This is a genomic window from Streptococcus sp. Marseille-Q7087, from assembly GCF_965111935.1.
The window spans coordinates 783,107-805,448 of the sequence record NZ_CBCOPJ010000001.1 but is presented as its reverse complement, the minus strand read 5'-3'; the positions used below and the strand labels follow the sequence as shown (position 1 = coordinate 805,448).

The following is a 22,342-nucleotide window of genomic DNA, read 5'->3' as shown; positions in this document are numbered from 1 at the left end:
TTATCAATGAAAGCGAGGTAAACTCATGGAACAATTCTTAGAAGATATTAAAGATCTCGAAGTTACAACTGTAGCTCGTGCGCAAGAAGCCCTTGATAAAAAAGAAACTGCAACTTTCTTTATCGGCCGTAAATCTTGTCCTTACTGCCGTAAATTTGCCGGAACTTTAGCTGGTGTCATTGCCGAAACAAAAGCACATATCTACTTCATTAACAGCGAAGAGCCAAGCCAGCTCGATACATTGCAAGACTTCCGCTCACGTTATGAAATCACTACAGTACCTGGATTCGTACATGTTGCTAATGGAGAAATCAAGGTTCGTTGTGATTCTTCTATGACAGCACAAGAAATCAAAGAATTTGCTGGTTTGTAAGAAATTTAGTTTAGATTTAATTTTAGGAGATAATCCAATAATTTATTTCATGTTAAAACGCATAATATCAAGGTTTATGAACTCCTGATATTATGCGTTTTTTGATTTTATAGACTGTTGAAAAACTATTTGTTTGCTAACATTTTTTCAGCAATTCTTTAACCATCTGATTCAACTCTTCAAGCTTCTTATCTTGTGATTCTATTAATTGTCTTTGATTCTCAATTTCCTTATAAAGTTTATCAAGATTTATTTGAGTTTTAGATTCATCCTTAACAAAAAAATTAGTTAAAGAACTTGTTAGCATTCCTATTGTTCCAATTCCAACTAGCATCAATAATACAGCTAGCCATTTCCCAAATAGGCTACTCGGTACAATATCCCCATATCCAACAGTTGTAACTGTAACAAGTGACCACCATACACTATCAGAAAATGACTTCTCTTCAACAACTGATAAGATCGAACTACCAACTAGAACGATAAAAAAATTGACATACAGAATGTAAATTAATCCATTTGTTCTTAGAAAAATTTTTAGCTTTTTCTCTAATTTGCCAGTAAGACCTATAATTCTTAATAACCGAGTTAGTTTTACTAACTTTGTTAAGCGTGCAAGACGGAAGATCCTCCCCAAACGAAAAACTGTAAAAATAGCATTCAAAGGCAGAATTGCAAGCAAGTCAAAAATGTTGTTTATAATAAATGACCATTTACTTTTGGAAATACTAAATCTCCAAATATAATCGACAAGAAAAACAAACCATATGACTAAGTCTACAATACTGTATGGAGGTTTCTCAAGATCAATTAAATCTGTAAAACCAAGTATGACTAAAACAACTGATATTAAAGCTAATATTATAATACTAGTATCGTAATAGGCCTTTATCTTCCACTTGTTCTGCAATCTGTAAACTCCTCTTGTTATAATAATTAAATAAAATAGTTTAATGGGATTTCTAATAAATATCTCTACGATGACCAACTTCCAGAGTAGAGACTATCAGTTCATCATCTACAATTTGCACAATAACTCGATAATTACCAATCCGGTACCTCCATTGACCACCTCGATTCCCCACCAAAGCTTTCCCATGCCGTCTTGGATCCTCTAAAACGTTATTTTCTAGATACTTTGTAATTAATATTTGTGTATAACGATCTAATTTCTTTAGTTGTTTAATAAATCGTCTTGTTGGAACTAGCTTATACAAGTTAATCTTCCTCCAGACCTAGATCATGCATCATTTCTTCCCAAGTAATGGGTTTAAGCCCTTTTTCCAAATCTTCTAAATACTCTTGATAAGCTAAATCTGCTACACGAGCATCATATTCATCCTCTAAAGCTTCTAAAGTTTTTGTCCGTATCAACTCTGAGAGAGAAACTCCTTCAAACTTAGCCATTGCTTTCATAAATGTTTTATCTGCTTCGGAAACTTTTAATGTAATAGTCGTCATGTTTCTTCTCCTATAACTATTGGTAACACTATTGTATTACTTTTTAAGAGCTCAGTCAAGATAAAAAGAACACCTCTCGGCGTTCCTTGCTATATCTCCGTCAATGGTGTTGCAGTGTCTGGTGAAGTATCGTAAACTTGAAAGTCTACTCCTACTCCCAGGTCTGCTTGAGCTAGCTGGTTGACCATGGTCATGTGGGCCAGTTCCTTGATATTATTCTCCTTAGACAAATGGCCTAGATAAATCTTCTTAGTACGATTCCCAAGTGTGCGAATCATGGCATCCGCTCCATCCTCGTTTGAGAGATGACCAAGATCGGACAGAATCCGTTGTTTGAGTCGCCAAGCATAAGATCCAGCTCGGAGTATCTCTACATCATGATTGGACTCAATGAGATAGCCATCTGCATTTTCAACAATACCAGCCATACGATCACTGACATAACCTGTATCTGTCAGCATGACAAAACTTTTATCGTCCTTCATAAAGCGATAAAACTGGGGAGCGGCTGCATCGTGACTAACGCCAAAACTCTCAATATCAATATCACCAAAGGTTTTAGTTTTTCCCATCTCAAAAATATGCTTTTGAGTCGAGTCAACTTTACCTAGATACTTACTATTTTCCATAGCTTGCCATGTCTTCTCGTTAGCATAGAGATCCATGCCATATTTACGCGCCAAGACTCCAACACCGTGGATATGGTCAGCATGTTCATGCGTAATTAAGATAGCATCCAAATCTTCTGGCTTACGGTTAATCTCAGCCAATAAGCTTGTGATTTTTTTGCCAGATAATCCTGCGTCTACTAAAATCTTTTTCTTTGGGGTTTCTAGATAGAAGGAATTACCACTAGAACCCGATGCTAAAATACTATATTTAAAACCGATATCACTCATTCTAGTCTTCTAGTTCATCCTCCCAAATCTCTTCTTTCACAGCATCCTTATCGTATGGAAGTACGATAGTAAAAGTAGAGCCCTTGCCATATTCACTCTTGGCCCAGATAAATCCATTGTGTTGTTTGATGATTTCTTTTGCTATCGCAAGACCCAAACCAGTACCACCTTGGGCACGACTTCTAGCCTTATCAACCCTGTAAAAACGGTCAAAAATCTTCGGTAAATCTTCTTTAGGAATCCCAAGTCCTTGATCGGAAATAGATAAAATCATCTGATCATCAGTTGTCTTCATGCTAACCGTAATTTTCCCACCATCAGGAGAATACTTGATGGCATTGTTGAGAATATTATCTATTACCTGAGTCATCTTGTCTGTATCAATTTCAATCCAGACCGATGTAATCGGATAATCTCGAACTAACTCGTATTTCTTTTCTTGATCCTGGGATCGTATCTTGTCGAAACGATTTAGGATAAACGTAATGAAAGCTGTAAAGTTAATCAATTCAACATCTAAATGGCTAGTTGCATTATCAATACGCGAAAGATGCAAGAGGTCCGTCACCATTCGCATCATACGGTTGGTCTCAACTAAAGATACTTTGATAAAATCAGGAGCAACAGGTTCATATAATGCACCCTCATCCAAGGCCTCTAGGTAAGATTTTACACTGGTCAATGGAGTTCGCAATTCATGACTAACGTTGGAAACGAAAAGCCTTCTCTCGCGTTCTTCCTTCTCTTGTTCAGTCGTATCATGTAGAACTGCTACCAAACCAGAGATAAAGCCGGATTCTCTACGAATCAAGGCAAAACGCACACGCAAACTAATATACTCCCCATTTACATTTTGGGAATAAATCATCATTTCAGGACTTTGCGTAATTAAGTCTCTAAGCTCGTACTCATCTTCAATCTTGAGCAACTCTAAAATGTTTTGATTGAGCGCGTCATCACTTTCAACTCCAAGTTGTCTTTTAGCCATATCGTTAATCATCGTGATTTGACCACGTCGATTGGTGGCTAAAACTCCATCTGTCATATAAGACAAGATACTATGCAATCTTTTACTTTCCTGCTCAAGGTTTTCTTGAGTTAGACGAATTACTTCAGACAAATCATTTAAGTTATTCGTAATGTTAGTGATTTCAGTATTCCCCTGCATATCTAATACCTGAGAATAATCACCAGCAATTAAATCTTTAATCTTTTGATTTAACTGTTTGAGTCGAATATTATCTCTACGGCCTTCAAGCAAGAGAAAGCTAACAAGCATAATAAAACCAATTAATATGAGTACAAAGACGAAATCTCTGGTTAAAATTGTTTGTTTAATTATATCAATCATTATTTCTCATATAATAACCCACACCACGACGAGTTAAGATATATTCAGGTCTACTTGGTGTGTCTTCAATCTTCTCACGTAGACGTCTAATGGTAACATCGACAGTACGAACATCACCAAAATAATCATAGCCCCAAACCGTCTCAAGGAGATGTTCGCGGGTAATAACTTGACCAAGATGAGAAGCTAAGTGATGCAACAATTCAAATTCTCTGTGGGTTAAGTCTAATTCTTCCCCATATTTTTTTGCCACATAAGCATCTGGAAGAATCTCTAAATCACCAATTTGAAGGCTTTGTAACTTAGCATCTTCCTCTTGGTTATCCACTGCTACTAACTCCGTACGACGGAGTAAAGCTTTAACACGCGCCTGTAGCTCACGATTTGAAAATGGCTTAGTCACATAATCATCCGCGCCAAGCTCAAGGCCAATAACCTTATCAAACTCACTATCTTTTGCTGAAAGCATGATAATTGGAACACTACTTGTCTTTCGAATCGTTTTAGCCACTTCAAGACCATCAATTTCTGGAAGCATCAAGTCCAAAATAATAATATCAGGTTTTTCAGCTTCAAACAGTTCAATCGCTTCACGTCCATTAAAGGCTGTAACAACTTCGTAGCCTTCCTTGGTCATATTAAACTTAATAATATCTGAGATTGGTTTTTCATCATCTACAATCAATATTTTTTTCATATAGTCACCTTTTTCCTTGTATCAATTATACCAAAAAAATGCAAAGAAGACACGAAAGACTAGTGTTGTCAGCATCTTTTTGAATACTCTTGCCAAATTTTATGCTGAGGTTTTGCTAGTGGGTAGAGGTCAAACTCATCTGGAGTTAACCAAACAACTTCTTTGTCACTATATTCTTTACTCTCAACTACCTGCCCGGCTAGGATTCGGACATGCCACTTTCGATGGCTAAAGATATGTTTGACTTCTTCGAAATGACTATCCTGCCACTCAACTTCTAAATCATAATCCTGCTTAAAACTTTCTTGCGGTGATGGCCCAAGTTGAATAGATGGTTCAGCTACCTGATTAAAGAGATTTAGTTCTTCATTTTTTGAAAATTCATCTACCTCAATCAAGGGGAAATGCCAAAATCCAGCGAGTAACTTTTCACTTTCATTCTTTTCTAGTAAAAACTGTCCTTTCCCATTTTGTACCACTAAAGCATTAAGATAAATGGGAACGGGTTTTTTCTTTGGTGCTTTAATGGGATAGCGATCCATTGTTCCATTTTGGTAGGCAGCACTAAAATCTTTAACTGGACTATCTTCTGGCCTAGGATTAACTGGTGATTCGATATCAGAACCTAAATCCATCAAAGCTTGGTTAAAATCACCTGGACGATCAGGATCAATCAAAATTTCCGTCATAGCTTGAAATATTTTACGATTGCTTGGATTGCCAATATCGTGTTTGACTTCAAATAGACGAGCCAGAACACGCATGACATTCCCATCAACTGCTGGTTGCGGTAAATTAAAAGCAATGCTTGCAATAGCGCCAGACGTATAAGGACCAATCCCCTTCAAACTTGAAATACCTTCGTAAGTTGAAGGAAACTCTCCGTTAAATTCATTCATAATCTGTTGAGCTGCTACTTGCATATTACGAACACGAGAATAATAACCAAGACCTTCCCAAGCCTTTAACAAGCGTTCTTCAGGTGCAGTTGCTAAACTCTCTACAGTTGGAAACCATTCTAAAAAACGTTCGTAATAGGGAATGACGGTATCGACTCTGGTCTGCTGCAACATGATTTCAGACACCCAGATATGATAAGGATTTTTACTTCTTCTCCAAGGTAAGTCCCGCTTATTTTCATCATACCAAGCTAATAATTTTTGTCGGAAAGAGAGAATCCTCTCCTCTTCCCACATAAATACGCCATATTTCTCCAAATCTAACATATATCTAGTATAGCATATCCTTATAAGATACTCAAAAAATGGAAATAAGGCTTTATACTAGCCACATATGATTCTTTTCACTCGCCTATCACATATCTATCAACTGTTTCTGTCATTTTCCATATTTTTTTGATATAATGACTTTTGAATGAATCTTTAAAGGAGATATCAATGCGTTTTAATCAATTTAGTTATTATCCCGTTACAAATCAACAAGCACTAAAGGAATTATCTGATCTTGGCTTTAAACTTGATCTATCAGCTTCACATAAAGAACAGTTTGAAACCTTTGTTAGAACTTGTTTTTTCAATTACAAAAATACCGATTATCCACTTTCCGCTCTAGCAGTTGATAAAGAAACTGATCTGCTCACTTTCTTCAATTCAGAACGTGATTTAACTGCAGAGATTTTCTATACTGTAGCATTCCAGTTACTTGGATTCAGTTACTTAGTAGACTTTGAAGATAGTATTGCTTTTCATGAAGATACAGCATTCCCAATTGTTTACGGAAATTTGATTGATAATCTCTATCAACTCCTTAACACGCGCACTAAAAAGGGAAATACCTTGATTGACCATTTGGTGAGTGATGGTCTTATTCCTGAGGACAATAACTACCACTACTTCAATGGTAAGAGTTTGGCAACCTTTTCTGCAAACAATGTCATTCGTGAAGTTGTTTATGTAGAAACTCGCGTTGACTCTGACAAGGATGGTCTGCCTGATCTCATTAAGGTAAACATTATTCGTCCAGCATACAATGGGAAGATCCCATCTGTTATGACGGCAAGTCCTTACCATCAAGGAACCAATGATAAGGCTAGCGATAAAGCCCTTTACAAGATGGAAGCTGTGCTAGAAGTCAAGGAACCACATGAAATTACGCTAGATAAGCCAACCCTAGACTTGGTTGAACCAGTTGGGGACGCAGCACTCGTTTCTGATGCTGAAGAAAAGCTCACTCATATCAATAGTAGTTACACACTTAACGACTACTTCCTTCCAAGAGGATTTGCAAATATCTATGTATCCGGTCTTGGTACCAAGGATTCTCAAGGTCAAATGACCAATGGTGACTACCGACAAGTCGAAGCTTATAAAAATGTCATTGATTGGCTCAATGGTCGATGCCGTGCCTTCACAGACCATAGTCGTGAACGTCAAGTAAAAGCTGACTGGTCAAATGGTAAAGTAGCAACTACTGGACTTTCTTACCTAGGAACAATGTCTAATGGTCTGGCTACTACAGGAGTTGATGGTTTAGAAGTCATTATTGCTGAAGCAGGTATCTCATCATGGTACAACTATTACCGTGAAAATGGTCTTGTGACAAGCCCAGGTGGCTATCCTGGGGAGGACTTCGATTCATTAGATGAATTAACTTATTCTCGTAACCTCTTAGCTGGTGACTATATCCGAGGAAACGAGGCTCATAAAAAATCCATAGAAGAACTGAAGAAAAATCTAGACCGTAAAACTGGAGATTATAACCAATTTTGGCATGACAGAAACTACCTTCTTAACGCTTCTAAGGTTAAGGCTGAAGTTGTCTTTACTCACGGTTCACAAGACTGGAATGTCAAACCACTACATGTCTATCAAATGTTCAATGCTCTTCCAAGCAATATTAATAAACACCTCTTTTATCATAACGGGGCTCATGTTTATATGAACAACTGGCAGTCTATTGATTTCCGTGAATCCATGAATGCTCTTTTAACACAGAAATTATTGGGGCAAGAAACTGATTACCAGCTTCCAAGAGTCGTTTGGCAAGATAACACTATTCCACAAACCTGGCTAGCTCTTGAAGATTTTGGAAATCAAACTGACTATAAAGCTTTCTCTTTAGGTACTGAGGAAGCTGTCATTGAAAATCATTATCAAGATTCTGACTTCGAACGTTTTGGAAAGACTTACCAAACCTTTAACAATGAACTTTATCAAGGTAAGGTGAATCAGATTACCATTGATCTTCCAGTGACTGAAGACCTTCATATCAATGGGCGTGTTAAACTGAACCTTCGACTCAAGTCAAGTACAAACAAAGGCTTACTTTCTGCTCAACTTCTCGAACTTGGTCAAAAGAAATACTTACAACCATATCCAGGAGTTTTGGCTGCTCGTACTATTGATAACGGTCGTTACCACATGCTTGAAAATATTTGTGAACTTCCATTTACTCCAAATGCTCAGCGTGTTATTACAAAAGGCTATATCAATCTTCAAAATCGTCATGATCTACTGAAAATTGAGGAAGTTAAGCCTGATGAATGGATGGAATTCCAATTTGAACTACAACCAACTATTTACAAGCTCAAAGATGGTGATACTCTTCGTCTTGTACTCTATACTACTGATTTTGAGATTACGGTACGTGACAATACAGATTATCAATTAACTGTGGACCTTGCTCAGTCTAGTCTAGAAATTCCTTATCAAAAGTAGTTAGTTAATTATAAAACCCGTGATAATAAATATCACGGGTTCTTTTATTCTGATTTTTTTCCTTCTGCTTGATTCTTGGTTCTAGCTAGTCTCAGAGCCCTATTTGGATTGAGTCGATTAAAAAGTTCTTCTAACTTCTTTTCATTCCAAACATCAGCAGCTGAAACAAAATTTCCGTCAGCATCTCGGAAAGATATTGGTTTATCCCCCATAGCTTTCTCCTAGTCTACAAACTCAAACTCAAATTTACCAATACGAACAAGGTCGCCGTCCTTAGCGCCACGAGCACGAAGAGCTTCATCTACACCCATTCCACGCAACTGACGGGCAAACTTCATAACAGACTCATCGCGGTCAAAATTAGTCATGTTAAAGAGTTTCATGAGTTTTTCACCGGAAAGAACCCATGTTGCATCATCATCACGACCAATCTCAAATGGTTTTTCTTCTTCATCAAAGCCATAATATGCTTCTTCTTCCATTTCTGATTCGTCGTAAATTGGAAATTCTGGCGTCTTATCAAGAAGTTCTGCCGTTGCATCTAATAAAGGTGCAAGACCTTGCTTGGTCAAACCTGAGATTGGGAAGATTGGCGGTAATTCTTCAAATTCATCATAATTAGCAGCCAATTTTTTCTTGAACTCTTCAAGGTTTTCCTGACTCTCTGGCATATCCATCTTGTTGGCAACAATGATTTGCGGACGCTCCATCAGACGAAGATTGTAAGATTCAAGTTCCTTATTAATCGCTAGATAATCCTCGTAAGGATCACGTCCTTCACTGGCAGACATATCAATGATATGCAAGATAACGCGGGTACGCTCGATATGACGCAAGAACTGAGTTCCTAGGCCGACACCTTGACTAGCACCTTGAATCAATCCAGGAAGGTCTGCTACTGCAAAGGACTCCCCTGATTGAGTACGAACCATACCAAGATTAGGAACAATTGTTGTAAAGTGGTAGGCACCGATCTTAGGTTTTGCAGATGTGATGACACTAAGTAGGGTTGATTTGCCGACAGATGGGAAGCCAACTAAACCAACATCAGCAAGGATTTTAAGCTCTAGTTGTAATTCACGTTCCTGACCTGGTTCTCCATTTTCTGAGATTTCTGGCGCAGGATTTTTTGGTGTTGCAAAACGGATATTTCCACGTCCACCACGTCCACCATGAGCTACAATAAACTCTTGACCATTCTCAATCAAATCAGTGATGACTTTTCCAGTCTCAGCATCACGCACAGTTGTCCCCTGAGGTACACGGACAATTAAGTCTTCTGCCCCTCTACCGTGCATCCCTTTTGTCATTCCTTTTTCACCTGATTGGGCTTTGAAATGACGATTGTAACGGAAGTCCATAAGAGTACGTAAACCTTCGTCTACAACGAAAACAACGTTACCACCACGTCCTCCATCACCGCCCCAAGGTCCACCGTTAGGGACATATTTTTCACGACGAAAGGCAACCATGCCATCGCCACCATTACCAGCCTTTACTTTAATCTTGGCTGTGTCTAAAAACATACTCATATTCTCTTCTCACTTTAAAAAGGGCTGGGAAATCCCAGTCACCAATTATTTGAAATAAATCCTACAACTAGCAATCTAGAATCTGCTAAATACACCAATTGCAGTCGCAAAAATACCTGCTAAAGTAACAAACAACATGATTAATACGACAAACATTGTTAGTTTTTCAAAGAAAGTTTTTTTACGTTTACCATTATCACCGAATGCCATTTTTTCTCCTTTACTCTAATACTCTGTTCTTAATATTCATCTGATACAGGAGCGATTGCCCACAAGATTAAATAAGCAATAAGTCCAGCACCATAACAGAAAGCTAAAACTCCCCAAATAACACGTACGATTGTAGGGTCGATATCAAAATAATTAGCTAAACCAGCGCATACACCACCGATTTTTTGATCTCTACCACTTCTCATAAATTTCTTTTTCATATTTTTATTTCCTTTCTTTGATTCGATTAATCATTTATATATTTTCTTAAATTTCTTAATTGTTTTCTAGATGCCTTAAGCATACGCTTCGAACCTTTAACTGGCATAGTAACAGCCTGTTGCGGGATATAGAAGACTGTCTTTAAAATACGTTTTGTAACAGGTTCGTCAGCCCCTGTTTCTTTGGCAAAATTATTTGAAATAATAACGTCTAGATAAAATTCATGGACTCTTCTAGCAAAATTCTCAGCAGAAATTTCATATAATTTTTCAGCCAAGTGTTTTTCATCCATTGACGGTGTAGCAAGTAAGGCTTCAAGAATCGCTCCTGCCAAGTCCCTTTCCTCATAATAAAGGGTTCCGAACATTTTATCACTGATGAGATTATCCAAATAAGGATTACCATGGGCAATAACAGGTGTCTTACTAGCTAAACTTTCAAGATAAGTTAATCCCTGAGTCTCACTTGTAGAAGCTGATATGAAGAAATCAGCTGCCTTATAAAAGAGTGCCGTCTCATTTGGCGGTATCATACCCGTAAAGATAACAGAATCTTGAATTTGTAAATCCTCTGCTTGCTCCTTGAGATTTTTCAGAAATGGACCATCACCAGCTACCACCAATTTTACATTTTGTTCTTCTTTTAGGACATCTGGTAAAGCTTTAAGAACTGCTTGAATATTCTTCTCATAAGAAACTCGAGAAAGACTTAGAAGCATCTTTTCATCTACCTTAATGCCTAATTTATCACGTAAGTCTGCGATATGTTCTGGTCCAATCTCAGGTCGTTCAAACTTGGCTAGCTCAATCCCTGTAGGAATAACACGCTTTTCAACTTTGACCTTATAATCTGATAGAAGGTCTCGCACGATTTCACTTGGGCAAATAACCCCATCAACGTCATAAAGAAAACCACGGACAAGGAACTTAACCATACCTGGACGAATCAACATCCCCTTAGCAATATAATGGACATAATCCTCATACTGGGTATGATAGGTATGAATAACTGGAATTTTCAATTCTCGTGCAATCCATATTCCTAACAAACCTAGAGAAAACTCAGTTTGCGTATGAATAATATCAAGTTTGTATTGCTTAGCAATCTCAAGAGCTTTTGTAAATCCACGGTAAGCGAAACGACGATCTTTAAAGGCAAAGAAAGGAACACTTGGAATACGGATAATCTGCCAGTCTTCATAGCGATTGACATCCTTATCAGTTGTCGTAAAGATAAAGACTGCATGCCCTTGCTTCTCAAGCTCAGTTTTTAAGGTTCGAATACTGGTCGCAACACCCGAGACCTGTGGGAAATAAGTATCTGTAAATAATCCAATTCGCATATACTACCTCATTTTTTTCCTAAAGCTGCTTGCTCCCGATAGAATTTAAGCCAGATTTCTAAGAGATGCTCTTCTGAGTATTCTTTTGAAATAGCCTTAGCCCTCTCTTTTAATTCTTTTAGTGCTTCTGGATGCGCTCTGTATTCCAAAATAGCTTCTTTCATTTCTTCCACATCAGTGGTTGGTCTGTAATTTCCTTCTAGAATGACCTTATAAAGATCTAAATCTCGAAGCATAATGGGTGCTTCACAACTCGCAGCTTCTAGAATAGTCATTGGAAAGAGCTCGTTATAACTAGGAAGTAAGAACAAATCAGCTAAAGCATAGAGTTCTCTCATTCGTTCTGGCGCAACAATCCCAGGGAAAATTAAATTTTTTGGAGGATTATCCATGATTTTTTTATAACGCTCATAACCATCCGTGATACCACCAAAAGAGAAGCCACCAGCCCAAATAAAGGTAATATCTGGTAACTCTTCAGCAAGTGTAATGAAATCATCAATTCCCTTACGCTTTTGAACCTGCCCTGCTCCTACGACCACAAATTGATTTTCGTTCAACCCCATGTCATGTCGAAGTTTACTTACTTCTTCTGCCGGAAGTGGATGCCATTTTTCTTTATTCACAAAGTTAGGGATATAGGTTACTTTTTCACGGGGAATCCCAGCTGCAACCAAGTCTTCAATGAAAGTAGGATTGACAACAACCAAATGTTCCATACGGTCATAAAAGGAAAATACGTATCGCTTCACGATTCCTTTTAGGAAGAATGGTATCTTCAAGCTACCTTCTAAGGTATCCGGCAAGAAGTGGACATAACCAATTCTGCGGCCAGAACGCTTCTTTTGGAATGTTGACAAATAATAAGGAAGATCGATTGTATGAAAATGGGTAACATCAGCTTCTACAGGAAGATTCTCCGTTACAATTAGTTGGTCTTTCGCATCACGTTTCAAAAGTTGCACAAGTTCACGGTAAGCTCCTGAAACACCTTGGCCTGCTACCTTTTCACTTGAACTTAGCATATTGATGCGTAATTTCTCTTTTTCCATACTATCCATTATATCATTTTCTTGAAAGAAAATCAGCAAATTAAAAGAGAGATAGCATAAAAGCTAGGGAAATTCCTGACAATTATACTATTTCTCTTTTTGATATGTTTCTACTTAATTCCTAAAGCAATGCGCGCATAGCGACTCATTTTTTCAACCGTCCAAGCTGGATACCAAACTAATTTAACTTCAACATTGGTAACTTCTGGAACGTCTGTCATAGCATCATAAATCTGATCAGTTAAGAGATCTGCCAAAGGACAACCCATAGTTGTCAAAGTCATATCGATCTCTGTATCTCCTGTATCACCATCAAAACGAATCTCATAAATAAGACCTAAGTTGACGATATCGATTCCTAATTCTGGGTCGATAACTTCTTCTAGTGCTGTCAAAATCCGTGTTTTGATGTTTTCAATTTGCTCTTCAGTGTACGCCATATTCAGTCTCCTCTGTCTTAATCCTCGATAAAGTCACGAAGCGGTTTGCTACGACTTGGCTGGCGAAGTTTTCTCAAAGCTTTTGCCTCAATTTGACGAATACGCTCACGAGTAACGTTGAAGACTTTACCCACATCTTCTAGCGTACGCATTTTCCCATCATCAAGACCAAAACGAAGACGAAGAACATTTTCTTCACGATCTGTAAGAGTATCCAAAACTTCATCTAACTGTTCGCGCAAAACGATACGAGTTGTGTAGTCAACTGGATTTTCAATCACTTCATCTTCGATAAAGTCACCAAGATGGCTATCATCTTCTTCACCAATAGGCGTTTCTAGAGAAACTGGTTCTTGAGCAATCTTAAGAATTTCACGAACCTTATCAGGTGTCATATCCATACGTTCTGCAATTTGCTCAGGAGTAGGATCTTGTCCTAACTCTTGAAGAAGATTACGTTGTTCACGAACTAGCTTGTTGATGGTTTCTACCATGTGAACTGGGATACGGATGGTACGAGCTTGGTCAGCAATGGCACGGGTAATAGCCTGACGGATCCACCAAGTTGCATAAGTTGAGAATTTGAACCCTTTAGAGTAGTCAAATTTATCAACGGCTTTCATAAGCCCCATGTTCCCCTCTTGGATTAAGTCAAGGAATTGCATGCCACGTCCAACATAACGTTTCGCGATAGACACAACCAAACGAAGGTTAGCTTCTGCTAGACGTTGCTTAGCTTCAACATCGCCTGCTTCAACAGCAAGGGCCAACTCTTTTTCTTCTTCGTTTGTAAGAAGAGGTACAACCCCAATTTCTTTCAAATACATGCGAACAGGATCGTTAACCTTGGCAGATGTAGAACCAATTAAATCCTCATCACTGAGTTCTGGTTCTTCTTCTGTACTTAAGACACGCTCACTTGGATTTCCTTCGTTATCAGTGATTGCAATACCAGCATCTTGAATACGTTGCAAAAGGTTTTCAATTCCTTCAACATCAAGAGCAAAAGGGATTACAAGGACATTGTTGATTTCGTCATCTGTCGCAGTACCAGTTTTCTTATGGTTACGAATAAACTCAGCGACTTGGACATCAAAAGTTGTTACTTCTTTTTGTTTTTTTGCCATTCTTACTCCATTCTTCTTTTTTGGACAATTAAGCGTTCAAGCTCTTCTAAAGCAGTTTCAGTATCACCTACATGACTAGCTTCCTGAACCTTCTTTTTGATTTGCAGATTTTTTTGATTCAACAGAGCACGATTTCTCGACTCTTCCACTTCTTTTAACTCTTCTGGAGACATTTCAGAAGGTAAATCCAAGGATAACACTTGGTACCAGGCATTTTCAACTTCTCTAGTCTGGTTAGCCAAATCTTCCGAAGTGATTGATCCATTATCAATCAGCAGACCATACAAGGTTTGAAACTCAGGTGTTTCAAATACAAAATCATCTCTCAGACGATAATCATTCAACACAAGGGGGTGCTCCATCATACGATAAAGAATATGCGCTTCAGCTCTCATGACTGCCGTCAATTGTTTAGAAACCGACATAGTAATTGGTGTCGGATTAACGACTTGTTTAACCTTTTCTTGTCTCTGTCTAACACGACTTTCATTAATAATGTGCTCTACTTGTTGATAATCAAAAGATGGTAAATGATCAGTCAGTAAATGAATATAGGTGTTCTGAGCTGTGATAGAAGGTTCTTTGACGATAAGAGGTGCAATTTTCTCGATAAAATCAATCTGTGCTTGAAGATTTTCACTATTACTTGGTTTGTAATGGTGAATGTAAAACTCAATCGGACTGATTCGAGTATTGGATAAAAGATAAGCCAAATCCTCTGGAGAATTCTTTTGTAAATACTCATCAGGGTCCATTGCGTCTGGAATCTGAACAATTTGAACTGGTAAATCACCAAGTTCCTCTAGAGCTTTAGCAGTTGCTGCTTGTCCTGCCTTATCACCATCATAAGTGATAATCACTTTTTTTGTAAAGCGTTTGAGATGCTCAACGTGTTCAGCAGTCAAGGCTGTTCCCATGGAAGCTACTGCATTTTCAATACCAGCACGGTAGGCTGCAATAACATCCATAAAGCCTTCCATCAGATAAATTTCAGGAGCCTTACCTGAGCCTTTTTTTACCCTATCCAAATGATATAATTCGTAACTCTTGTTAAAAATCGCCGTCGCCCGACTATTTTTATACTTGGCAGTTTGAGAATCTGTCTCTTGCCAAATCCGTCCTGAAAAAGCAATTACCTTTCCTTGGCCGTTTGAGAGTGGAAATATAATCCGGTTATGGAAGGTATCAAAGAATTGATTACTCTCAGAAAGATAAAACAGACCTGAATCCAGCAAGTCCTTCTCACTATAATCGTCTGCTAAACGCTGATAAAGATAAGAGCGTTCTGCTGGAGCTAGACCAATCATAAAGTGTTTAATGACATCATCAGTCAAGCCACGTTTATAGAGATAGTTTCTCGCCTCCTCACCCATTTTAGTCGTCATTAGGATTGCATGATAAAAGCGTGCAGCCTTGTCATGCATATCGTAGAGATTTTGATGAGGGGACGTATGTTGAGCAGTATTGTGTGCAGGAGTTTCAAGATGTATCCCAAGACGTTCGCCTAGAATCCTCACGGCATCAGCAAAAGTTACTTGTTGATATTCTTCAATGAATTTAAAGACATCTCCAGAACGACCACAACCAAAACAGTGGTAAAACTGCTTATCTTCAACTACGTTAAAGGAAGGGGTCTTTTCACCATGAAAAGGACAGAGCCCTAAAAAGTTCCGTCCAGATTTTTGTAAGGAAATTACTTCTCCTATGATTTCGACAATATTGGTATTGTTTTTGATTTCTTCGATGACTCTCTTGTCAACCATAGACAATACCTCCATTTTATCACAGTTTACTTTATATAGTATACTTTATTTCTGAAAAAAAGTAAACCATTTCATACCCTTACATACTCCTATTTCATAGATTATGAACTTTTTTAAAGTAAAATTTTATTTAAAAGCAAATAACCTTGAAAATAAAAATCATAGCTAAAGTTTTCTATTCGTTTCAAAAACAAAAAACTTAGAGGTAAATACTACCTCTAAGCTTATAGTTAATGTGAATTCTTAATCAAACAGTTGATAATAATCAGAAATCTTCATTTTAGCTTTTTCATCCTTATTCAAATCTTGGATGATTTGTCCATCTTTCATAACAATCAAGCGATTTCCATACTTGAGAGCATCTTCCATATGGTGAGTAATCATCAAAGCAGTTAGATGGTCCTTGTTGACGAAGTCATTTGTCAATTCCATCAAAGCAACACTTGTTTTAGGGTCAAGGGCAGCTGTATGTTCATCTAACAAAAGTAGTTCTGGACGTTTTAGTGTTGCCATTAAGAGACTTAAAGCCTGTCTTTGTCCACCTGATAAAAATTCAATCGGAGTATCCAAATGCTTCTCTAGACCATTGCCAACCTTCTCAATGGTTGCTTGAAATTCTTCTTTATAGGCTGAGAGTTTTCTTGGAAATAAGCTACGTTTTTCTCCACGAAACTTAGCAATCAAAAGGTTTTCTGCAACGGTCATACGAGGTGCAGTTCCCATCTTAGGATCTTGGAAAACACGAGAGAGATACTTAGCACGTTTCTCAGGGCTAAAATGAGTTACATCTTCACCCATGATACGAATGCTACCACTTGTCAATGGTAGAGTTCCCGCAATGCTATTAAAGAGGGTTGACTTCCCTGCTCCATTTCCACCCAATATTGTGATGAAGTCATGTTCATAAATTTCAAGTGAAACATCGTTTAGGATAATTTTTTCCTCGTCGAAGCCATTTTTCACAATTTTTGTGGCATTTTTTAATTCTACAATTGCTGTCATTTGCTTAATTTGACTCCTTTCAAGTATTTATCCTTAAGGGTTGGAATTACCAAGCAAGTTGCCAGGATAAGAGCACTGTACAAACGGAGGTAGCTGGTGTTAAAACCGAGAGCAATAACCCCCCATACCAAGAATTGATAACTGATGGAACCAACAACAATAGTAACTAAACGCTCTGCTAGGGTAAGACTCTTGAAGAGGACTTCACCGATAATCAAGCTGGCAAGACCAACAACGATAACACCGATACCACGAGAGACATCGGCATAGCCTTCTTGTTGAGCTATAAGGGCACCAGCAAGTGCAATAACACCGTTTGACAAGACCAAACCCATAAGCTCCATGCGTCCTGTATTGATACCAAAACTACGAGCCATATCTGGATTATCTCCTGTAGCGATATAGGCCTGTCCAAGTTTGGTATCTAGGAAGAAAAGCATGAGTAAAATGACCAAAGTCACAAAAATCAAACCTGTCAGTAATTGATTAATCTCAGATGAAAAAGGAAGAACATCTTGGATTTGCTTGGTATTTAAAAGTCCAAGGTTTGCTCGCCCCATAATCATGAGCATGATAGAATGACAAGAAGTCATGACTAAAATTCCTGATAAAAGGGTTGGAATCTTCCCTTTCGTATAAAGAAGACCCGCTGCTAAACCAGCAAGACAACCCGCTCCTACAGCTGCTAAAGTCGCAAGAAAAGGATTAACCCCTTGGGTAATGAGAGTAACTGCAACTGCTCCTCCCAAAGGGAAGGAACCTTCAGTTGTCATATCTGGAAAGTTCAGGATTCGAAAGGTCATAAAGATTCCCAAACCTAGGATAGCCCAGACCAATCCCTGTGAAATAATAGATATTAGCATGTTTGATTCGTTTCCTTTACTCTAAAAATTGGAGGAGATGTCTCCAACTCCTCCTTTATTCTTATTCGATTACTTGACCAGCTTCTTTGATAACTGATTCAGGAATAGTAATTCCAAGTTCTTTAGCAACTTTCTTGTTGATCACTGATTTACCAGTTGAGAAGACATTAACTGGTGTATCTGCAGGTTTTTCACCCTTCAAGACTTTGGCAATCATCTTACCAGTAGCAACACCAAGATCGTGTTGGTCCACAACGACTGATGCCAAACCTCCAGCTTCTACCATGGCAGTCGCACTTGGGTAGATTGGTTTTTTAGCTGTTTGGTTACTTGATACTACAGTTGAGAATGCAGATGCGATTGTGTTATCAATTGGAACCCAGATTGCATCGACTTTACCAGTCATAACATTAACTGTTGAAGCAATTTCGTTCGTTGAAGGTACTGCAAAAGTTTCTACTTTCAAACCAGCCTTTTCAGCGTAAGCTTTGAATTCTTCTACTTGTGATTTAGAGTTATCTTCACTACTTGAATAAAGCGCTCCAACTGTCTTGACATCAGGAGTCAATGTTTTGATCAATTCAACCTGTTGTTCAGCAGGGTTGTGGTCAGATACACCAGTGATGTTCCCGCCTGGTTTTTCCAAGTTTTGTACAAGGTTAGCACCAATTGGGTCTGTGATAGCAGCCATGATAACAGGAAGATCTTTTGTTGCACTTGCAAGACCTTGAGCAGCAGGTGTTGCGATTCCGACAACGACATCATTTCCGTTTGCTACCAATTGTTTACTCATTGTCGCAACCTTACTTTGGTCACCTTCAGAGTTCATAAAGTCGATTTTAACTTGGTCACCTTTATAACCTTCTTCAGCAAGTCCATCTTGAATTCCTTGGTAAATCAAATCAAGTGATGGATGGCTGACGAATTGTAAAACACCAACTTTAGCTGTCTTGTTAACTGTCTCTGTTTTAGTTTCTTGTTTCGTCAAGTTAGAGTAGATCAAGCTTCCTCCAACTACAACTGCTAATGCTACGATAATACCAATTAAACGTTTATTCATATCTATTTCTCCTTATTTTTCTTAAACTTAGTAATGTTCATTTAACTTTCAATATAACTTTACCAAGCGTCGCCATCGCTTAATTTCCATAAAATTGCCTCCCCATAGAAAAAGTCCTCACACAAAAAACTTGTGTGAGGACGTCGATGCGCGGTGCCACCTCAATTATAGGAACTTATCCTATCGCTCTTACTCGCTAAAACGAGTTGCACTGTAAGGTGTGCTCACCGAATTCTTATGATTTCAAATTCTTAATAACATTCAGCCCAATTTTCATCATCTTCATTTATCTGTTTCCACCAACCACAGACTCGCTAGAAAAATTCAATGATTACTTTCTGAATGCTTAAATTATATCATTTTCCTAAAGCTTGTCAAGGGTTTTCATGAATAATTTTAAAAAATTACGAAAATTCCTACGGTTTTTGGAAAATGGAGCTTATATTAACCTGAATTACGTAATCCTGTAGCAATTCCGTTAATAGTCGTATGAATTAATCTTTCTTCATCTGAAGAAAGCTCACCACGACGTTGACGCTTAATCAACTCCAACTGGATATAGTTCAGAATGTTGAAATAAGGCATACGGTAGTTTAGACTATCTTTCAAGTATGTATTTTCTGCCAGAAGTTCATCGTAGCCTTCGATGGCCAAGATAACATTCTTAGTCAATTGCCATTCATCTAAGATAGTATAGAAGATTGCTTGTACTTCTTCACTTTCACATAGTTTAGCGTATTCAAAGGCAATATTCATGTTAGATTTTGACAAAACCATATCTACGTTAGAGAGAAGAGACTGGAAGAATGGCCAGTTTTGATACATTTCTCTAAGCGTTTCGATATTTTTAGGATCCTGATCGATAAATTCCTTAAAGCTTGAACCCACTCCATACCAACCTGGGAACATAACACGACTTTGTGACCATGAGAATACCCAAGGGATGGCGCGTAGACCACCAATTTCAGTAATCGTTTTACGAGCTGCTGGACGAGAACCGATATTGAAACTTGAGATAGCCTTGATTGGACTAGATTCGAAGAAATAATCATAGAAATGTTCATTTCCAAATACGAGCTCACGGTAGATATCGTAACTGCGTTCCACTACTTGATCCATGATAGCTTCATAGCGATTTGAAGTATTGGTATCACTCTTCTTCTTAGTAATCATACGGTTGATAGCCGCTGAAACCAACATTTCAAGGTTATAGTAGGCTGCATCCTTGTTTCCGTATTTGTTTCCGATAACTTCACCTTGTTCAGTCAATCGAATACGATCTTTGATTGATTTGAGTGGTTGTGAAGCAATGGCATCATAAGTAGGGCCACCACCACGGCCAACGGTACCACCACGACCATGGAAGAAGGTTACTTTGACTCCGAATTCATCACCAATAGCGGTCAATTGTTTTTGAGCCTTATAGAGTGTCCAACAAGATGAGAGATATCCACCATCTTTGTTACTATCAGAGTAGCCAAGCATGATTTCCTGGTAATTATCTCTAGAAGCAATCCACTTCTTAGCAAGTGGTAAAGAGAAATACTTTCTCATTGTTTCTTCAGAATGATCTAAGTCCTCAATCGTTTCAAAAAGAGGAACGATTTGAACACGAGCTTTTTCAGCATCCACCAGACCGACTTCTTTGAGCATGATGGCCAATTCCAGCATATCAGATACGCTAGTTGCGTGAGAGATAATTGTTTGACGAATAACATCTTCTCCCAAACGATCTTTTAATTCACGTGCAGTTTGGAAAATAGCCAATTCTTTTTCGAGCAGTTCAGACTTCTCAGCATGAGTCGCAGACAAGATGCGAGGATCTTCTAACAATTCATGTAAAAGCAACTCGCACTTTTCATCTTCTGACAAATCGCTATAGTGGTCATTGATTCCAGCAGATGCTAACAATTCAGCAACACAGGCTTCATGGACACTTGAGTCTTGACGCATATCAATTGATGCCAAGTAGAAACCGAATACCTCAACTGCTTCTAGTAATTCTGCAAACTCACCAGTCAACAAGGCTTCTGCTTTATTCTCAAGCAATGAATCCTTAATAACATTTAAATCATGCTTAAACTCTTCAATCGTTTCATAGTAGGGTGGGCGCTCATCTGCTAAGTCTTGGATAGCACCTGTAAGTCGGCTACTGATATAGTCGGTTATCTCTCCCTGTTGGTATCCTTGAGCACCAAGGAGACGTTCAACATGATGTCGTTCATCTGCTGATGAACCAATAAGAGCCCACTCTTTTAAATTCAAAAGCGTTTGAATTAATTTAGATTGGATAAAGTGAAAAGCACGACGGTAAGGTTCTTTTTCACGGAAGACAGATGTATCACTAGATTGCGCAGCCATTTCTTCAACAGCCTTGCTTGTCTTGGATAAATTAGTAGAAAGAGAGAAAGTACGATAGAGACTAGAAATCTTGCTGATATAGTAGTTGAAGATGACTTCGCTTTGAATGGTTGCTGAACGCATGAGTGTTTCAGCCGTTACAAATGGGTTCCCATCTCGGTCTCCACCGATCCACATTCCCATAGTAATAGGTTTTGCTTGTTTTAGATCAATACCTTGCTCTTTTGCTAGACGTTTATACTCTAGCATTAGATTTGGTACCGCCTGAAGGAAGGAACTATTGTAATATTCCATCACGTTAGTGATTTCGTTGGTTACTTTTAGTTTCTTCTCACGAATCATATCCGTCTGCATGATAATCTCTATATAGCGACGAAGATCATTGTGCCATTTTTCCTTGTTAATAAGGCCCATTCTTACGTCACGATATTTACGCAAGAGCGTATGAATATGAGTTGTCAAATCCAACATACTCTTCCGTTGCACTTGGGTTGGGTGGGCTGTTAATACTGGAACAACGTTCAGATGTTCAAGAATTTCAGCGGCATTTTCTTTTTCAGCGACCATTTCAATGGTTGTTGATAATTTACCGAGATAATCTTGGCCAATATTATTTAGATGGTTGATTTCGTATGCCAAGTCAACATCTTCAGAAATATTAATCAAAAGTGGCAAAATAGAGAAATATCTAGAAATGTAGACCATTTCATCATTAGAAAGACTTCTTACTACTTTATCCAATCCTTGATAGTCTAGCTTTGATGATAGCTCCTTCAACTGCATAATCTTGTCAAAGGTCTCAGCGGGAAGCATGTTTTTAGTTATATCTTCAAGCATATCTGTCAAGATTTGAACTTCTTCTTGCACGACAGTTTTGTTTCTGTTATTTTCTAGTTTTTGAAGAGACATA

The 22,342-nt window shown here is 38.2% G+C and carries 22 protein-coding genes and 1 other annotated feature; of the genes, 2 read left to right on the top strand and 20 right to left on the bottom strand.

Going from position 1 to position 22,342, the window contains the following annotated elements:
- The first annotated feature begins 25 nt into the window (after nucleotides 1–25).
- Nucleotides 26–373, top strand: coding sequence for a thioredoxin (locus ACWPVF_RS04185; RefSeq protein WP_454384872.1), 348 nt, complete (start codon nucleotides 26–28; stop codon nucleotides 371–373).
- Between the two features lie 136 nt (nucleotides 374–509).
- Here the strand turns inward: ACWPVF_RS04185 and ACWPVF_RS04180 are convergent, their stop codons facing one another.
- The 7 genes from ACWPVF_RS04180 to mutY form a co-directional block, all read right to left on the bottom strand.
- The gene (locus ACWPVF_RS04180) at nucleotides 510–1,283 is read right to left on the bottom strand and encodes a potassium channel family protein (protein ID WP_454384870.1); all 774 of its coding nucleotides are present in this window, start codon (nucleotides 1,281–1,283) and stop codon (nucleotides 510–512) included.
- A 52-nt stretch (nucleotides 1,284–1,335) separates the two neighbouring features.
- The gene (locus ACWPVF_RS04175; RefSeq protein WP_045615883.1) at nucleotides 1,336–1,590 is read right to left on the bottom strand and encodes a type II toxin-antitoxin system RelE family toxin; all 255 of its coding nucleotides are present in this window, start codon (nucleotides 1,588–1,590) and stop codon (nucleotides 1,336–1,338) included.
- Between the two features lies 1 nt (nucleotide 1,591).
- Entirely contained in the window at nucleotides 1,592–1,834 is a 243-nt protein-coding gene (gene relB, locus ACWPVF_RS04170) for a type II toxin-antitoxin system RelB family antitoxin (protein ID WP_223140897.1), read from the bottom strand.
- A gap of 89 nt (nucleotides 1,835–1,923) precedes the next feature.
- A complete protein-coding gene (locus ACWPVF_RS04165) occupies nucleotides 1,924–2,733 on the bottom strand; it encodes an MBL fold metallo-hydrolase (RefSeq protein WP_414307795.1) in 810 nt (269 codons plus the stop codon).
- 1 nt (nucleotide 2,734) lies between these two features.
- Nucleotides 2,735–4,084, bottom strand: a complete 1,350-nt coding sequence (vicK, locus tag ACWPVF_RS04160) for a cell wall metabolism sensor histidine kinase VicK (RefSeq protein ID WP_414307796.1) — start codon at nucleotides 4,082–4,084, stop codon at nucleotides 2,735–2,737.
- Nucleotides 4,077–4,781 (bottom strand): response regulator YycF, encoded by a 705-nt coding sequence (yycF, locus tag ACWPVF_RS04155; RefSeq protein WP_045615876.1) that lies wholly within the window; start codon nucleotides 4,779–4,781, stop codon nucleotides 4,077–4,079. Before yycF ends, vicK begins: the two co-directional genes overlap by 8 nt.
- Before the next feature lie 68 nt (nucleotides 4,782–4,849).
- A complete protein-coding gene (gene mutY, locus ACWPVF_RS04150) occupies nucleotides 4,850–6,007 on the bottom strand; it encodes an A/G-specific adenine glycosylase (RefSeq protein WP_454384866.1) in 1,158 nt (385 codons plus the stop codon).
- 171 nt (nucleotides 6,008–6,178) lie between these two features.
- Between mutY and ACWPVF_RS04145 the strand changes: the two genes are divergently transcribed.
- Nucleotides 6,179–8,458, top strand: a complete 2,280-nt coding sequence (locus tag ACWPVF_RS04145) for a Xaa-Pro dipeptidyl-peptidase (RefSeq protein WP_454384864.1) — start codon at nucleotides 6,179–6,181, stop codon at nucleotides 8,456–8,458.
- A 44-nt stretch (nucleotides 8,459–8,502) separates the two neighbouring features.
- Here ACWPVF_RS04145 and ACWPVF_RS04140 read toward each other — a convergent pair whose 3' ends face one another.
- The 13 genes from ACWPVF_RS04140 to ppc all read right to left on the bottom strand — a co-directional run bounded on the left by ACWPVF_RS04140 (nucleotide 8,503) and on the right by ppc (nucleotide 22,341).
- Nucleotides 8,503–8,670, bottom strand: coding sequence for a hypothetical protein (locus ACWPVF_RS04140; RefSeq protein ID WP_414307799.1), 168 nt, complete (start codon nucleotides 8,668–8,670; stop codon nucleotides 8,503–8,505).
- A gap of 9 nt (nucleotides 8,671–8,679) precedes the next feature.
- On the bottom strand, nucleotides 8,680–9,990 hold the full coding sequence (obgE, locus tag ACWPVF_RS04135) for a GTPase ObgE (RefSeq protein WP_414307800.1): 1,311 nt from the start codon (nucleotides 9,988–9,990) through the stop codon (nucleotides 8,680–8,682).
- Between the two features lie 75 nt (nucleotides 9,991–10,065).
- Nucleotides 10,066–10,200: a DUF4044 domain-containing protein gene (locus tag ACWPVF_RS04130; RefSeq protein ID WP_000863850.1), complete on the bottom strand. Its 135-nt coding sequence runs from the start codon at nucleotides 10,198–10,200 to the stop codon at nucleotides 10,066–10,068.
- Nucleotides 10,201–10,229: 29 nt separating this feature from the next.
- Nucleotides 10,230–10,421 carry a PspC domain-containing protein gene (locus tag ACWPVF_RS04125; RefSeq protein ID WP_052689745.1) on the bottom strand — a complete coding sequence of 64 codons (192 nt, stop codon included), beginning with the start codon at nucleotides 10,419–10,421 and terminating at the stop codon, nucleotides 10,230–10,232.
- Between the two features lie 26 nt (nucleotides 10,422–10,447).
- The gene (locus ACWPVF_RS04120) at nucleotides 10,448–11,764 is read right to left on the bottom strand and encodes a glycosyltransferase family 4 protein (protein WP_454384861.1); all 1,317 of its coding nucleotides are present in this window, start codon (nucleotides 11,762–11,764) and stop codon (nucleotides 10,448–10,450) included.
- An 8-nt stretch (nucleotides 11,765–11,772) separates the two neighbouring features.
- Entirely contained in the window at nucleotides 11,773–12,825 is a 1,053-nt protein-coding gene (locus ACWPVF_RS04115) for a glycosyltransferase family 4 protein (RefSeq protein WP_414307802.1), read from the bottom strand.
- A 101-nt stretch (nucleotides 12,826–12,926) separates the two neighbouring features.
- Nucleotides 12,927–13,256 carry a metal-sulfur cluster assembly factor gene (locus tag ACWPVF_RS04110; protein ID WP_006145447.1) on the bottom strand — a complete coding sequence of 110 codons (330 nt, stop codon included), beginning with the start codon at nucleotides 13,254–13,256 and terminating at the stop codon, nucleotides 12,927–12,929.
- A gap of 17 nt (nucleotides 13,257–13,273) precedes the next feature.
- The gene (rpoD, locus tag ACWPVF_RS04105) at nucleotides 13,274–14,383 is read right to left on the bottom strand and encodes an RNA polymerase sigma factor RpoD (RefSeq protein WP_004252673.1); all 1,110 of its coding nucleotides are present in this window, start codon (nucleotides 14,381–14,383) and stop codon (nucleotides 13,274–13,276) included.
- A gap of 2 nt (nucleotides 14,384–14,385) precedes the next feature.
- A complete protein-coding gene (gene dnaG / locus ACWPVF_RS04100) occupies nucleotides 14,386–16,146 on the bottom strand; it encodes a DNA primase (protein ID WP_414307803.1) in 1,761 nt (586 codons plus the stop codon).
- A 243-nt stretch (nucleotides 16,147–16,389) separates the two neighbouring features.
- Entirely contained in the window at nucleotides 16,390–17,148 is a 759-nt protein-coding gene (locus ACWPVF_RS04095; protein WP_414307804.1) for an ABC transporter ATP-binding protein, read from the bottom strand.
- Complete coding sequence (locus tag ACWPVF_RS04090; RefSeq protein WP_016465932.1) at nucleotides 17,145–18,011, bottom strand: ABC transporter permease; 867 nt, start codon at nucleotides 18,009–18,011, stop codon at nucleotides 17,145–17,147. The genes ACWPVF_RS04095 and ACWPVF_RS04090 overlap by 4 nt, the downstream gene beginning before the upstream one ends.
- 61 nt (nucleotides 18,012–18,072) lie before the next feature.
- Entirely contained in the window at nucleotides 18,073–19,071 is a 999-nt protein-coding gene (gene trpX, locus ACWPVF_RS04085) for a tryptophan ABC transporter substrate-binding protein (RefSeq protein WP_414307805.1), read from the bottom strand.
- A gap of 133 nt (nucleotides 19,072–19,204) precedes the next feature.
- Nucleotides 19,205–19,421 (bottom strand) — a binding site (T-box leader).
- A gap of 94 nt (nucleotides 19,422–19,515) precedes the next feature.
- Entirely contained in the window at nucleotides 19,516–22,341 is a 2,826-nt protein-coding gene (gene ppc, locus ACWPVF_RS04080) for a phosphoenolpyruvate carboxylase (protein WP_414307806.1), read from the bottom strand.
- Nucleotide 22,342: the final 1 nt, after the last annotated feature.

Excerpts from the sequence above, each read along its gene's own strand:
- ACWPVF_RS04185 (WP_454384872.1), top strand. The coding sequence starts at position 26 with ATGGAACAATTCTTAGAAGATATTAAAGATCTCGAAGTTACAACTGTA.
- relB (WP_223140897.1), bottom strand. The coding sequence starts at position 1,834 with ATGACGACTATTACATTAAAAGTTTCCGAAGCAGATAAAACATTTATG.
- ACWPVF_RS04165 (WP_414307795.1), bottom strand. The coding sequence starts at position 2,733 with ATGAGTGATATCGGTTTTAAATATAGTATTTTAGCATCGGGTTCTAGT.
- vicK (WP_414307796.1), bottom strand. The coding sequence starts at position 4,084 with ATGATTGATATAATTAAACAAACAATTTTAACCAGAGATTTCGTCTTT.
- yycF (WP_045615876.1), bottom strand. The coding sequence starts at position 4,781 with ATGAAAAAAATATTGATTGTAGATGATGAAAAACCAATCTCAGATATT.
- mutY (WP_454384866.1), bottom strand. The coding sequence starts at position 6,007 with ATGTTAGATTTGGAGAAATATGGCGTATTTATGTGGGAAGAGGAGAGG.
- ACWPVF_RS04145 (WP_454384864.1), top strand. The coding sequence starts at position 6,179 with ATGCGTTTTAATCAATTTAGTTATTATCCCGTTACAAATCAACAAGCA.
- ACWPVF_RS04140 (WP_414307799.1), bottom strand. The coding sequence starts at position 8,670 with ATGGGGGATAAACCAATATCTTTCCGAGATGCTGACGGAAATTTTGTT.
- obgE (WP_414307800.1), bottom strand. The coding sequence starts at position 9,990 with ATGAGTATGTTTTTAGACACAGCCAAGATTAAAGTAAAGGCTGGTAAT.
- ACWPVF_RS04130 (WP_000863850.1), bottom strand. The coding sequence starts at position 10,200 with ATGGCATTCGGTGATAATGGTAAACGTAAAAAAACTTTCTTTGAAAAA.
- ACWPVF_RS04125 (WP_052689745.1), bottom strand. The coding sequence starts at position 10,421 with ATGAAAAAGAAATTTATGAGAAGTGGTAGAGATCAAAAAATCGGTGGT.
- ACWPVF_RS04120 (WP_454384861.1), bottom strand. The coding sequence starts at position 11,764 with ATGCGAATTGGATTATTTACAGATACTTATTTCCCACAGGTCTCGGGT.
- ACWPVF_RS04115 (WP_414307802.1), bottom strand. The coding sequence starts at position 12,825 with ATGGATAGTATGGAAAAAGAGAAATTACGCATCAATATGCTAAGTTCA.
- ACWPVF_RS04110 (WP_006145447.1), bottom strand. The coding sequence starts at position 13,256 with ATGGCGTACACTGAAGAGCAAATTGAAAACATCAAAACACGGATTTTG.
- rpoD (WP_004252673.1), bottom strand. The coding sequence starts at position 14,383 with ATGGCAAAAAAACAAAAAGAAGTAACAACTTTTGATGTCCAAGTCGCT.
- dnaG (WP_414307803.1), bottom strand. The coding sequence starts at position 16,146 with ATGGTTGACAAGAGAGTCATCGAAGAAATCAAAAACAATACCAATATT.
- ACWPVF_RS04095 (WP_414307804.1), bottom strand. The coding sequence starts at position 17,148 with ATGACAGCAATTGTAGAATTAAAAAATGCCACAAAAATTGTGAAAAAT.
- ACWPVF_RS04090 (WP_016465932.1), bottom strand. The coding sequence starts at position 18,011 with ATGCTAATATCTATTATTTCACAGGGATTGGTCTGGGCTATCCTAGGT.
- trpX (WP_414307805.1), bottom strand. The coding sequence starts at position 19,071 with ATGAATAAACGTTTAATTGGTATTATCGTAGCATTAGCAGTTGTAGTT.
- ppc (WP_414307806.1), bottom strand. The coding sequence starts at position 22,341 with ATGTCTCTTCAAAAACTAGAAAATAACAGAAACAAAACTGTCGTGCAA.